Raw genomic sequence first — 13,797 nt, forward strand, 5'->3', positions numbered from 1 at the left:
GAACATACATGTACTTATTGATCATAAATCCCCGTTCCGGCGGAGGAGCAGGCCAGCGGACATGGCAATCGGTCGAAGGGATGCTGCATTCACGCGGCATCCCTCATGAGCCCTTGTTCACGCAGAACGCCGACCGCGCCGAAACCCAGGTGCTTGGGGCGCTCGCCCGGCGCGACGACTGGCGCGCCGCCATCGTCATCGGCGGCGACGGCACGATCCACAGCGTGCTGGGCGCGCTGCGGCGCAGAGGTGTGCCGCTGGCCGTCATCCCCGCCGGCTCCGGCAATGACACGGCACGCGGCTTCGGCATCCCGCTGGCCACAGAAGCCGCGCTGGAGGCTGCGCTGCAGGACCGCTGCCTCGAAGCCGATCTGCTCTCGGGGGCAGGCGGCCTCACCCTGACCGCCGTAGCCAGCGGCTTCGATGCACAGGTAGCCGTAAATGTGAACAACGGCTTCTACAAACGGCTGTGCAACGCCATCGGCGCCGGACAGCTGGCCTATATCATCGGCATTCTGCATACGCTGATGACCTTCAAGCCCTGCCGGGTGAGCGTCACCTGCGACGGGAAGGAGCAGGCTTTCGAGAAAACCTGGCTCGTCTCGATCTGCAACCTGCCAAGCTATGGCGGCGGGCTGCTGATCTGCCCGCAGGCGGAGGCCGATGACGGCCTGCTCGACGTCTGCGTCGTGCATGGCTGCAGCCGCATGCAGGTGCTGCGGCTGTTCCCGACGCTGCTGAAGGGCACGCATGTTGCGCTGCCCTTCGTGACGATGCTGCGCGGGCACAGCGTAGCTGTCCACTTCGCGCAGGCCCGCCATGCCATCGGCGACGGCGAGCCCCTCGGCACTGCGCCGCTGGCCGTGCGCTGCGAGCCGGGCGCGCTGCGCGTGCTCTCGCCGCTGGCTGCGGCCCGGGAACAGGGCGCGGCTGGCCCTTGTCAGGCAAGCGTGTAGGACGCGACCGGCCCGTACCCAGTCAGCGTCGTATGGGATGCGGCTGGCCGGGGTACCCGCAGCGCGAGTTCCATCGCGCTTGCGAATGAATGGCCTGCGGTGGCCACGCTTCGGCGGCCTGCGGCTAGCCCGCAAGCGCAGCTCCATTCTGCTTATACTTAGTCCTCCCAGCTGCGGCTATGCTGCTGCCCTTTGGGTTCGCGGGAGATAATTGCAGTTTGTACAACTAAACGGGCTGATTTCACTTCCGTTCAGTACTTAACTGCACTCTGTACATCTAAATTCCGGTTTCTGGTCCATTTTCGGCATTAAGACGGATATCTACTGTACAAAATACAACTAAAACGGAATGCCGAGCATATAAGGAATATTTAGTTGTACAAATTGCAATTACTGCGCAGTACTCCCTATAGCCACAGCATAAAGACCCCATACTCCGCAAAGCTGGAGCATGGGGTCTTTATGAGCTATAATACTGCGGGGTCAGCCCGGCAGGCCGCCGGCTTCCTCCACGAAGGAGATCAAGCCATCGTCAAGCGAAGCAATCCGTACCAGCGATTCCACACGGTAGCCGGCTTCCTTCAGCAGCTTGTTGCCGGGCTGGAAAGCTTTTTCGATCACGATGCCGATTCCGGCTACGCTGCCTCCCGCCTGCTCCACGATCCGGGCCAGCCCGAAGGCCGCTTCACCGTTGGCAAGGAAATCATCGACGATCAGCACGCGTTCACCGGGAGCAATGAACTTTTTGGAAACTGTGATATCATTGCTTTCTTTTTTCGTAAAAGAGTAGACCTTCTCCACATAAATATCTTCGGTCAGGGTCAATGATTTCTGCTTGCGTGCAAAAATGAGCGGAACCTCAAGCTCCAGCGCCGTCATAATGCCGGGGGCAATCCCCGAGGATTCGATGGTCAGCACCTTCGTCACCTTTTCTCCGGCAAAACGGCGGGTAAACTCGCGGCCGACCTCACGCATCAGAAACGGGTCCATCTGGTGATTCAGAAAAGAATCGACCTTGAGCACACCTTGACCGAGAACAATACCTTCATTTATAACCTTTTGTCTCAATAACTCCATTCTGTGCTCCTTCCTCTCCATCTCAAATGGACCCTGTCTTAGTTTTTACAGGCCGGACGGCTTCTGCGGCAGCAAATTGCCGACAATCGACTTCAGTTCGTTGTCCTCTTTGCTATTCGCCTTGCCGCTGTCAAAGCTCGTGATGCGGATTTCCGAGTACTTCTCTCCCGGATTCACAGGTTTAAAAATCAGCTTCTCACGGTCTTCCAGCCGAACGTTGAACTTCATGTCCTTGAACATGCCAATCAGTTCATTTTCTCCCGGGACTTTACCCTCTTCCAGAAACAAGAGACCTCTGAGTGACTTGATCCCTTCCGGATGCTGCACATCAAAATGAATAATACACTCCACGCTTTCACCTCCCCAGCTTAATTTCGGCTTGCAAGCAGCTTGACCCTTACCCAAACACGTTTCCTAATGGCCTGGCTCTTGCTGCTCTTCCGAGTCTTCCGAGTCTTCCAATTCTTCCAATTCTTCCAATTCCTTATGTTCCTCTTGTTCGTCCGGTTGCTCCTGTTCGCCCAGTTGTTCATGCTCCTGGTCATGCAGCACATATTTACCGTAAATGTGGCTGTAGCGTTCCCCGTACCTTCTTGTTAGCTCGGGGCCCATATCCTCTTCCAGCTCGAAGAGCACCATCTCCTGCGTAAAGTGGTTCAGCAGCAGTTCCACCAGCACCTGATGTTCGGTTACGACCGCCTGCGCCGTTCCGTCCTCATACCGCATGCCGAGCATGCACCAGTTCCTGTCGATCACAAAGGAAAACTTCCGCCCGCCGCTCCGGCGCGGCTTGCCGCCCAGCGGCGGCCATACCGGATAAGGTGCGGGAACCTCGTTGCCGCCGTCAAAGGCCCACAACAGCTTCACTCCCCGCAGCTCTGCCTGCTCCAGCTCATTGCGCAGCAGCGAAGCCTCCTCACGCCATACATCTACTACGATTTCCTGCTCAGCAAGATTCAGTTGGCGGATCAATTCCTCCATCACATTCCGGTCACCCTCCACATTGTAGAAAGAGGGATTGACCGGGCCGCCGCGCGGCATTTCGCTTTCCATATAAGCCAGTGAAGCCGATACCCGTCCGGAGATCATGGTCGCGAGCTCTTCCGGGTCCAGCACACTGTAACGCGCCGGTTCCCCTTCACCGCATCTTACATAACCTTGCTGAGTCAGACGCTGAAGCGCCGCATATACGTTGGATCTTGATACTCCGAGCTGCTTTGCCACTTCATAACCCGAAGCCTGGCCTTTGCTGGCCAGCTCGACCATAATTTTGGATTCCATCTCTGTGAAACCCAAATTGCGCAGATGCAGCAGCAACTGTTCCATCTATGTTGTCCCCCTAGCTGACTGTAAATGCTGACTAGATTTGTTCTGATCCGCAACGCGGGCACCACATGGAACCCTTGGGCAAATCCGCTCTACAGATCTGACATTTGACGATATCCCGCACGCCGCCTTCACTGGATGCAGCTTCTTCCGCAGGCTCACCGGCTTTCCAGTCGCGGATACGCCGGTCAAGCTCCAGCTGTCTTTCCCGCTCCCGTTCAAGCTCATCGGCTTCACGGCGGCTGCGTTCGGTATCCTGCACCGCTCCGCCATATTCCTCCTGCGGCAGTTCATCGTCTACCGGAAGCACTTCGGTATACACCGTACGCTGCTCCGATCTCATCGCCAGCTCTTTTTCCGCTTCCGTCAGCTCCTCCTCGCCATAATATTGATCTTCCTCTTCATCCTCATGAATGCCGTGCACTGTGACGGGCACCGCTTCTTTTCTTGAAGCCGGTTCCTCCAGCTTGCGTCCGCATTTCGGACAGAAATTGGCGTCCAGAGCTACAACATTCCCACAGGTGCAGAGCTTTTCATTCTTAAGCTCGGCAATCCGGAAGCGCAGCTCCTCAATCTGTTCCTGAAGCTTCAGGCAGGCCCGGGAATGCTCCACCATTTTGCCTTCGGCCAGGGACAAATCCTTCGAACGATATCCGTCGTAGAACAGCTTTCCCATTTTCATAAATTCAATTTCCATCTCATGTTCGATATCGGAAATATGCCCGTTCAGCTTGCCGATCTCCACCGAGCTTTGCGCTTTTTCACTCACCCGGCTGGCACCGTCTTTAATGCGTTGCAGAAAATTCATTGTAGTTCCTCCTTCTCCAGAGTGAGAACAGGGCCGATTTGCAGCCAAATATTATTCCAAATAAACCCTCAACGCTCCGTGCAATAGCGGAAACGTGCTTCTATCATACCAAATGTCTCGATTAGATTCATTATTTGTCGTTCTGTGTATAATAGTAAAAAATAACCATGTACAAGCTTACCAACGATGGAGGGATCGATCTTGCCGGACGAAGAGAAAAAACGCTATTTCGTATCCGTAAACCACAGCCTTGTTCAGGACGTGCGCAATGACTCCAATGCATTTGAAGTGCTGCTTAACGCTGAAGAGCTTACCCTTCTCCAGGATCTCCTGAACGAACTCGAACGCGGGGATGATTACGCCTTCCGGCGCGCCTTTTTGCCTTATAAGTCTGCCGATCACGATGAAGCTGCCCGGCAATTTGACGATGAGACCGTCAGACTGTACCAGACCCTGCACCGTTTTGGCAGCATAGAGACGCGGCAGACCATTGAGCAGCTGGGTATACTCCCCAAACTGGAAAATACCGGGTATCATGATAAAGGTTATGACGGAGGCTCCCCTACGAACAAATAATCAACCTAAGCGCCGCACTTTCTATCCCTTATGTGTGCTAATACGCTGCTGCGGGAAGAATGTTGCGCTATTTTGGGTTGGCCGGATTATAGTTGCAAACAGCCTGGACTCTTCGGCACTACAGGGGGGTCTGGGTTTTTTTTGCTTCTGGGGCAGTACATCGGTTAAAATAGGGATATAGACTGGTCCCGGAATGTATAACATATCTTTATTCATGGGTTCATTTTATCCAGTCACAAATAACTAAACTTGGGAGAGTCTCAGTGGAAGAATATGATAGTACACAGGTTACACTGAATCAGCTGCAGGTGCATGTCAAGGATCTGAAGAAGTGGCAGGTTAATGGGGATTTCGCCAAACAGATCGAGGATTTCAAAGCTTTGCCGGCGCTGTACCGCCATGCCCTGAATGAGCTTGAGAATAAAATTGATGTGATCAAAACGGAATGGCAGGTGCGCGACGGCTTCAGTCCGATTGAGCATGTCAAGTCGCGGATCAAAGAGCCGAAGAGCATCCTGCAGAAGATGGAACGCAAAGGGCATGAGTTTACCCTGGAAAATATGGAGCAGCACATTCATGATATTGCAGGCATGCGGATTGTCTGTGCTTTTGTGAAGGATATTTATCGTCTGGTCGATCATCTGTGTGCGCGGGAGGACATCCGTGTGCTGGAGATCAAAGACTATATTGCACATCCCAAACCCAACGGCTATCAAAGTCTGCATCTGATTGTGTCGATACCGCTTGTGCTGCTGGAAGGAACCCACTGGGTAAAAGCGGAAATCCAGCTGCGTACACTTGCCATGGATTTCTGGGCCAGTATGGAGCATATCCTCTACTACAAATTCGATAAGCAGCTTCCGTCGCATGTCGCCGAGGAACTGAAAGAAGCCGCACGTGCCGCCGATGAGCTGGATCAAAAAATGCTCCGCCTGCGCAGGGAGATTCTTGAGTTATCCGAAGGAAGCAGTGCGGGTGAAACCCCGTCCGGGGAGTAATTCTGTTTCTGTTTGCGGACCGTAGCTGAAAAGGTAATAAAAGAGGCAGTGCCCTACAGCTGAGCTGTTGTGGCACTGCCTTTCTATTATTCTCAAGAAGGAAGCAGCAGGTTTCTCCATGTGTGGCCCCCGTCTGCCGTGCTCCAAAGGATTTTCGGCCCGGAAATCCAGCCGGTTCGAGACGTAGAGAACTGTATCTCCGTTGCCTTATCGAACGCTGAACCTTTGGCAACCTGTTTCCAGCTACCTCCGCCATCGTCTGTAGCAAGCAGCTTGCCGCCTGCCTGCAGCGCCCAGCCTGAACGGGCATTCAGCCAAGCTGTCCTTGACGCTTCAACCCCTTGAATGCCGGGGCCATGCTTCCAAGTCTCTCCGCCATTATTGCTGGTGTAAAAGACCATGCTTTTAACGCCGTTCAGGACAATTTCCAGCGGCAGTACCCCATCCTTCTTATCCTTGCCGGAAAAGACAGGAGGGTAGCTGTTGCTATACGCATACCCCGAAAGCGCTGGCGGGGAGACGAGCTTCTCCGGCTTCCAGCTCTTGCCTCCATCAGCAGTTCTAAAGGTAAGAATGGACTTCTGTCCGTGATTGCTGGAGGTTATCCAGCCGTTATCGCTATCCCGGAAGGTTATGCCCGTTGGATAGGCAGCAATGCTTGCGGTAAGATCGCCCACTCTGCTCCAGCTTGTCCCTCCATCCACCGTGCGGTATAACGACTTCTCCATCATGCCAAGTGCCGGTTCGGAACATAGCAGAATATACCCGCCCTGCTTATCGGGAAAATGCATAAACCCGCTGGCGTATCCTTGCTCCCAGCTTTTCTTCACCGGAAGGCGGATAGTCTTCCAGGACTTTCCCTTGTCTAGCGTATGAAAAAGGGCTGTAGGCTTGTGCGGGCCATAGGCGCTTAGAATCCACGCCTCATTGTCACCCGCAAAGTAATGCGCCAGTTTGCCAAGCTGGACAGCATTACCGGGCATGGGCACCGTATTGCTAAGCGGATGCTTCCAGCTTAACGCACCGTCCGCTGTATGCCACACTCCGCCCAGCGTGATTCCCCAGCCCTCTTTCACGCCTGTCATTTGGAAATTGTCCGGATATCCCTTCAGGGTGATGCTGGAGCTTTGCGCCGGTGTCGCCCCGATGGTTGAGGCGGAAATTAGAAGCGTTCCTGCTATGAACAGAGAAGCCAGAATTTTATAAACTCTCAATTAAGCTCTCCCTCATTTCCTGTTTGTCCTGTTATCATAAGACCTCAACAGGAATATTAGGTTACGATCAGTTCATTCCGCAGTGAAAATATTGTTAATTAAGAGCAACCAGAGCAACGTTACAGCTTACCCAACCCTGCCGCCCTACGGGCTGCGGCTTCTGCGACACGCCGCATGATGAGCACAAGCCCCTCACCGGCACGGGGTGTCTTGTCGAGCAGGGTCCCCCAGTTTTCGGTCGGCTTCGCAACCACCGGTGAAGCTGGAAACGGCCGGGCTGCGATTTCATGAAACATGGGACCCGGCTGGTGGAGCGAGCCTTCAGCAGCCGCTTCGGCCAGCCATTCTCCAGTCGGGACAGCCGGCCCTTTGCGCTCCAGCCGGGCCAGTTCGGCTGCAAGCAGGCCGGACGGGGCCGGGCCGGCATCCTCGCTGTCCTCCGCTTCCTCTTCCGCCCAAAGGGCAAAAACTCCGGCCAGCAGCGTCTCTTTGTTCAAACCGCGCAGTTCAAACGCCAGCAGCGGTTCCTCTTCCAGCTGCTTTTTGACCAATCCCAGCAGGGCCATCTGTTCCGGCCCTGAAAGCTTCTGTCCGGCCAACGCCAGTTCTTCATCGCCGGGCAGAAGCTTCATCGCCGCCAGGCCTCCACTCAGGTTGCCCTGCAGCAGACCATACAGCTCACCCGGGTGCTCCGCGAGCCGGATCAGCACTTCCTGTTTCACTTCATCAGACCAGCGCGGAATTTCCAAAGAGAGAACCGTCGTTGGCGCTTGCCCTTGGGCGGCAGCGACGGCAGCGGCGTTTCGTTTGGTCTGCACTCCCGGCGCTTTGGCCGATAGCTGTGTTCCCGTCGCCTTAACCACCCCGGGCTCAATTTCCAGCCGCAGTTCCAGCAGTTCACTCATTGCCCATTCCTCCTTTATGCCAAGCTTGTTCCACTACATCCAGTCCTGCCCCTGAAGCTCGATAAGCTCCTTAAGCTCATGATTGGACATCTCTGTCAGCCAGTTTTCTCCGGAACCGACAACCTGCTCCGACAGGCTTTTTTTACGCTCGATCAGTTCATCAATCCGTTCTTCCAGCGTTCCCTGGCAGATCAGCTTATGAACCTGCACATTCTTATGCTGGCCGATCCGGAACGCCCGGTCGGTCGCCTGATTCTCCACCGCCGGATTCCACCAGCGGTCATAATGTATGACATGGTTAGCCCGTGTGAGGTTCAGACCCACACCGCCGGCTTTGAGCGATAGTACAAAAAACGCCGGCCCTTCCCCCTCCTGAAAGGCATGCACCATCTCATCGCGCTCCCGTTTGGGGATGCCGCCATGCAGGAACAGCGGCGGCGAGCCGTAACGTTTTGCCAACCTGCTGACCAGCAGCTCGCCCATCGCCACATACTGGGTGAAAATAAGTGCAGATTCCCCAAGCTCGGCAATGCTGTCCAGCACCTCGAACATCACATCCATTTTGCCGGAATGCTCACTGCGTTGGGTCCGGCCCTCCTCTTTGCGGTACAGCTGCGGATGGTCGCATATTTGCTTCAGCTTGGTCAATGAAGACAATACCAGCCCCCGGCGGGCCATGCCGGAGCGTTCCCCGATGACACCGAGCATTTCATCCACTACACCCTGATACAGCGCCGCCTGCGTTTCTGTAAGCGGACAATAAGATTTCAGCTCCAGCTTCTCCGGCAGATCCTTGGAAATGTCCGGATCACTCTTGAGCCGCCGCAGCAAGAAGGGCGAGACGAGGCGATGCAGCTCGCGCAGCCGCTCTCCGCCTTCACCGGATACATACCGCTGGCGGAATGAATGATAAGTCCCCAGATACCCCGGATTCAAAAAGTGAAAAATGGACCACAGCTCGCCAAGCCGGTTCTCCACCGGTGTGCCTGTCATGGCAATGCGATGCGGCGCTGACAGCTTCATCACACTCTGTGCCTGCTTGGTGCGGTGATTCTTGATATACTGCGCTTCATCCAGCACAACGGTCGACCACCGGACGCCAGCGAGATCTTCGCTGTCCCGGCCTGCGAGATGATAAGTGGTCAGCACGATTTCATGGCTGGTGGCCAAGTCGATGAAGCCTTCCCCGCGAACCCGTCTTCCCCCGTGGTGAATATGCACACTCAGTGATGGTGCGAAACGCTGCAGCTCCCGCTGCCAGTTGCCAAGCAGCGAGGTCGGGCAGAGAATCAGCACCGGCTCACGCTTCTCCTCCGGCGGAGCAGCCAGGGCACGGTCCAGCAGACAGGTGATGACCTGCACCGTCTTGCCGAGGCCCATGTCATCGGCAAGGCATACCCCAAAGCCAAGACCGCTGAGCGCAGCCAGCCATTGAAAGCCGCGCTCCTGATAAGGTCTAAGCGTTCCATGAAGACCCGGCGGCACAGAGCGCAGCGGAAGGCCCCGCAGAACATCGCCATGCATGAGCGAAGCGAGCATGCCGGAGGTTTCCATGCCGGTCACCGACATTCCCTTCCAGAGCCGCTCATCACCATCCTCGGCCTCCAGACGCATCCAGTCAGCCGCCGACATTTCTCCGCTTTCGTTGCGCTTCATATATCTCAGAACCTGGCGGATCTCCTTCGGATCGACTTCAATCCATTCTCCCCGGAAGCGCACAAAAGGTACTCCGGCCTCCACCAGCGCATTCAGCTCTTCCTCGCTGATTGTGTTATCGCCCAGCGAAGCCTCGATGCGGAAGGAAATCAGCTCTTCCATGCCGAGGGAAGGCTGGGTCGAACCATCTATGCTGCCGGCCGGAGGCTGCATCTTCATCTTCATCCCGATCCGCCGCCGGCCTTCACGGCTCCAGCGGGATGGCATCTGCACCGTAATTCCCCGCTCCCGCAGCTGCTGCACGCTCTCCTTTAGAAAGAAATAGACGCGGTCCGGCTCCAGTTGAACTCCATCCGGAGCCGGTCCGGCCAGCGCACGCTCAATATCCGGCGATATTTTCGCGGCCCGGCCGAGTGCAGCCAGCAGCTGCTGCTGAATATTGCGGTAGCGCTTGCCCCATAAAGTGAACTCCCGTTCCCTGCTGCTCCAGATCGCCGCCGCAGGAATCCAGAATTCTCCTTCTTCCCGGTTCTCCGCCCAGAAGGTTAAATTCCAGGCATCGCCTTCATTCGCAGGCGGCTCCAGGCGCAGACCCAGACTAAGCTGGCCGCTGTGTACCTCCTCCGCCCCGGAGTTCGGAATCTCATTCTCAGCCGTACCGTTTACGGCGGCAAGGAGGTCCGCCACCTCGGCCGGAGTCCCCTGGACCGGGATATCACGGCTGCCGGTGAGCAGGCTGTTCCACCACAGCTCGGTCAGCGGTGAATAACCACGGCGATAATTCGCTTTGAATGGCCCAAGCTCGCTTTCCATTCCCGCAATAACCTTTTTGATCTCGGCAGTCATTACAGCCTGCAGAAAAGAATACAGCACGTACGCTCCCGCTTCTTCACGCGACGACAAGTCACCCTCCTCCGCAACATGGGTTCCCAGTGCCAGCACCGGCATGGAAGCTGCCATCTGCAGAAAGAACTCCTTATCAGCCTCCTGCCGAAAGGCCGGAGACCAGCAGGCCGCAGCGGCTTGCTCCCCCCCGCGGCGGCGCGAGCCTATAGGCCTCGGCGGCATTGCGCCGGGCACAATCCCGCCTGTGCCCATCAGTTCAAGGGCAAAACGGGCCGCAGCCGCCCAATAGCGCAGTTCACCGCCAGGCTCCACTCCCTGTGCACGGCACATTTCCTCGTCCCAGGCCAGCAGCAGCTCAAAGGCGTCCTTCGGGGCCAGGGCAAGCCCCTCCAGCGTGCGCCCCGGCAGTCCGCGCCGAGTTGTCCTACCTTCCGCAGAGGCAGCGGCCGGATACTTCACTTCCGCCAGCCGCAGCGCAGCACCCGCAAAAGGACGTCCTCCTCCCCGAAGCTCCAGCCGTTTGACCACACGTGTCCATGCGTCAACTTTCGGCTCTGAAGTTTCGCCGGAGAAGCAGAATAATACGTCCCCTAACCATATTGCATACAGATGCTTAATCATTGGTGATCTCCTGTCTTTTTATGCAAACAGAAAGCGTCAGCCGGTTCCGCTAGAAGAAACGGCTTCGCCGCCCTAAAGGACGGAATCCGTTTCTAACATTGTAGAAAGCTGAATCCTTCTCCGCGAGAAATATATTTTTAAGCTGAAAAAATTTCAGAAGTTTTTTTCTTCATCCCTTCATCTTATACGAAAAAGTCCTGATTTAAAAACGTTTCTGTATATTTTCTGCAGATTTTATATTCCGGGACTGTCCGTAATTGAAAAAAACCCGCCAGCAGGCGGGTTCAAGTCGTATCAAAGGGTTCTAAAGTGTTCCGTTTGCTGCTCCGCTACCTCCATCCGCAGCTCCCCGCCTTCCGGGTCATCGTCCACTTGAATAATCACCGCACCGCTCTTGCCATTGCGTGCCCAGCCCCGCCGTCCTTCCTTAAGCTGCTCCATACTGATTTCGGAGAGTCCTTCCACCGATTGGGTGAAGAAAGACGGATAACAGAGCGCCAAGCGCAGCATCTCCCTGCGGGGCGTAAATTCACGGACTGCATAAGACCAGCTTATCCGCAATGTTCCTGCTTCTCCGGCGGCCTGTACGTCGATTTGCGAATATTGCCCTCTCCTGTACCCGAAGCTGTGCCCGTCATCTTCATACAGGGTAAAGGCAGCCGAGAATCCTTCCTTGGCTTCCGCACCATACAGGTGAAACACCACCGTTTCCTCTGTTTCTTCGAGTGCGTATTGTTTGAGCGGACCTTCGGCGACAAAACTTCCGGCCTTCACATACATCGGCATGATGTTCAGCGGTGCATCGGCGAGGATATGGCGTCCGCCCTCATGAACTTCACCATCCCAATAATCCAGCCAGCACCCTTCAGGCAGATACACCGAGCGATGCTCCGTATCCGGGCGGTAGACAGGGGCGATCAGCACATTTTCCCCGAGCAAAAATTGATCGCACAGGTTGGTCACATAGGGGTCGCGCGGGTACTCCAGAATCAGCGGCCGGATCACGGGAAGCCCACAGGTTTCCGCCTCATGAAAAAGGTTGTAGATATGAGGCATCCAGCGGTAGCGCAGGCCGATGAATTCACGGAGAATCCCTTCGACCTCGTCACCGAACGACCATGGCTCCTGGCGCAGAGTACCGATGGAGGAATGGTTGCGGCAATAGGGGAAGAAAACACCCATCTGTGTCCAGCGTACCAGAAGCTGCGCGGAGGTATGGTGGGCGAAGCCGCCGATATCCGGCCCGGAGAAGGCCAGTCCCGAGAGTCCCATATTAAGCACCATAGGTATCGCCATCGCCATATGCTCCCAGAAGCTGCGGTTATCCCCCGTCCATACCGCGGCGTAACGCTGTATCCCGGCATAACCGGCCCGGGTCAGCACAAAGGGGCGCTCTCCCCCCATATGCTCCGCCAAGCCTTCATAGGTTGCTTTGGACATCATCATCCCATACAGGTTATGGTATTCCTCATGTGTGATCGGATGCCCGTTGTTGAAATGCATCACATCCAGATCCATCGTTTTGCTCTCATTAAACACCGCCGGCTCGTTCATATCATTCCAGATTCCGTCAATGCCGAGGCCGGTATAGTATTTATGCAGATCGCCCCACCATTCAGCCGTCCGGCTGTCGCTGAAATCAGGGAAGGCGCTGATTCCCGGCCACACCTCGCCGAAGAATATATCGCCTTCCAGCCTGCGGCAGAAATGCTTTTCGAGAACCCCTTGCTTGTACACCTCGTAATTGGGGTCTTTCTTGACGCCGGGATCAACAATCGGTACGATCCGCACACCGAGCTCCTTCAGCTCCGATATCATCTTTTCCGGCTCGGGAAAGTTTACAGGATCAAAGGTGAAGACACGGTATTCATCCATATAATGAATATCCAGATAAATGACGTCGCAGGGAATCCTCTTCTCACGGAAGGTCCGGGCAAGCTGCAGCACCTCCTGCTGGTTCATATAACTATAACGCGACTGGTGGTAGCCGATCGCCCATTTAGGCGGAAGCGCAATCCGTCCGGTCAGCGAAGTGTATCTTGTTACAACATCCTTCATTTCGGGACCATTGATAAAGTAGATATCATAAGCTCCAGTGGAGCAGCCGATCGTAAAAGCAACCCCATGGGATCGCATATCAAAATCGCTCCGGCCCGTATTGTCGAGGAATAATCCGTAGGTGAGGTTGCCATGCATATGAATAATCAGCGGAATGGACTCATATAGGGCTTCTATCTCCGGCAAATGTGGCGCAAACACATCGGTGTTCCAGTTCGTATAACGCTCCCCGCGTTTGTCGAGAAAGCTGGATTTCTCCCCCAGCCCGTAAAAATGCGAATCCGGCTGCATATCATACTCGGCATGACTGGCCCCGCGCGGATTCCAGCTTGTCAGGTTCTGCTGCATGATGACCTTGCCCTCCATATTTTCCACACGGAGAAGGAATGAGGTTTTCTCAAGGATCAGCCGAATCGCGCTGGTAGTGAAGATCAGTGCATCCTCTGTCTCCTCTACCGGGAACAAATGCGGCACACAGCTCTCCGCCAGCACTGCTGCAGATGTTGTCAGATCCGGAACGCTGCTGCGAAACACCTTCATCCGGAACATTTCATCATCCAAAAAAACAAATACAATCCCGCCGCGCTCCCCGCGGACGATATAAATATTCTCTGAACGTTCCCAGGATTCAATGCTCCCAGGGGTATTCCATGTTTCCTTCATAACAAGTGGACCCATTTTTTCGGGACGTATTGCTTCGCTGCTCTCCATCGCCTCTTATCCCCCTCCGGCTGTTGCCGCCTTGTTAAAATTTCC

11 protein-coding genes are annotated in these 13,797 nt (G+C 55.3%); 3 read left to right on the forward strand and 8 right to left on the reverse strand.

The window, feature by feature from the left end; all coding sequences use genetic code 11:
• Positions 1-8: 8 nt before the first annotated feature.
• The gene (locus NYE29_RS07330) at positions 9-956 is read left to right on the forward strand and encodes a diacylglycerol/lipid kinase family protein (protein WP_340895120.1); all 948 of its coding nucleotides are present in this window, start codon (positions 9-11) and stop codon (positions 954-956) included.
• A gap of 483 nt (positions 957-1,439) precedes the next feature.
• Here NYE29_RS07330 and NYE29_RS07335 read toward each other — a convergent pair whose 3' ends face one another.
• From NYE29_RS07335 to NYE29_RS07350, 4 genes are all read right to left on the reverse strand, one after another.
• Positions 1,440-2,033, reverse strand: a complete 594-nt coding sequence (locus NYE29_RS07335) for a xanthine phosphoribosyltransferase (protein WP_038585377.1) — start codon at positions 2,031-2,033, stop codon at positions 1,440-1,442.
• A gap of 45 nt (positions 2,034-2,078) precedes the next feature.
• Positions 2,079-2,384: a hypothetical protein gene (locus NYE29_RS07340; protein WP_038585374.1), complete on the reverse strand. Its 306-nt coding sequence runs from the start codon at positions 2,382-2,384 to the stop codon at positions 2,079-2,081.
• Positions 2,385-2,447: 63 nt separating this feature from the next.
• On the reverse strand, positions 2,448-3,359 hold the full coding sequence (locus tag NYE29_RS07345; RefSeq protein WP_340895123.1) for a TrmB family transcriptional regulator: 912 nt from the start codon (positions 3,357-3,359) through the stop codon (positions 2,448-2,450).
• Between the two features lie 34 nt (positions 3,360-3,393).
• On the reverse strand, positions 3,394-4,167 hold the full coding sequence (locus NYE29_RS07350; protein WP_076113725.1) for a zinc ribbon domain-containing protein: 774 nt from the start codon (positions 4,165-4,167) through the stop codon (positions 3,394-3,396).
• Between the two features lie 201 nt (positions 4,168-4,368).
• Between NYE29_RS07350 and NYE29_RS07355 the strand changes: the two genes are divergently transcribed.
• Entirely contained in the window at positions 4,369-4,743 is a 375-nt protein-coding gene (locus NYE29_RS07355; protein ID WP_340895125.1) for a hypothetical protein, read from the forward strand.
• 293 nt (positions 4,744-5,036) lie between these two features.
• Positions 5,037-5,741, forward strand: a complete 705-nt coding sequence (locus tag NYE29_RS07360; RefSeq protein ID WP_439823191.1) for a GTP pyrophosphokinase — start codon at positions 5,037-5,039, stop codon at positions 5,739-5,741.
• A 92-nt stretch (positions 5,742-5,833) separates the two neighbouring features.
• Here the strand turns inward: NYE29_RS07360 and NYE29_RS07365 are convergent, their stop codons facing one another.
• The 4 genes from NYE29_RS07365 to NYE29_RS07380 all read right to left on the reverse strand — a co-directional run bounded on the left by NYE29_RS07365 (position 5,834) and on the right by NYE29_RS07380 (position 13,752).
• Complete coding sequence (locus NYE29_RS07365; RefSeq protein WP_340895126.1) at positions 5,834-6,955, reverse strand: WD40/YVTN/BNR-like repeat-containing protein; 1,122 nt, start codon at positions 6,953-6,955, stop codon at positions 5,834-5,836.
• 119 nt (positions 6,956-7,074) lie between these two features.
• A complete protein-coding gene (locus NYE29_RS07370) occupies positions 7,075-7,860 on the reverse strand; it encodes a hypothetical protein (RefSeq protein ID WP_076113721.1) in 786 nt (261 codons plus the stop codon).
• 33 nt (positions 7,861-7,893) lie between these two features.
• On the reverse strand, positions 7,894-10,983 hold the full coding sequence (locus tag NYE29_RS07375; protein WP_340895127.1) for a DEAD/DEAH box helicase: 3,090 nt from the start codon (positions 10,981-10,983) through the stop codon (positions 7,894-7,896).
• A gap of 294 nt (positions 10,984-11,277) precedes the next feature.
• Complete coding sequence (locus NYE29_RS07380) at positions 11,278-13,752, reverse strand: glycoside hydrolase family 31 protein (RefSeq protein ID WP_340895128.1); 2,475 nt, start codon at positions 13,750-13,752, stop codon at positions 11,278-11,280.
• Positions 13,753-13,797: the final 45 nt, after the last annotated feature.

Origin of the sequence: Paenibacillus sp. FSL M7-1046, from assembly GCF_038007405.1 — a bacterium.
GTDB lineage: Bacteria > Bacillota > Bacilli > Paenibacillales > Paenibacillaceae > Paenibacillus_AQ.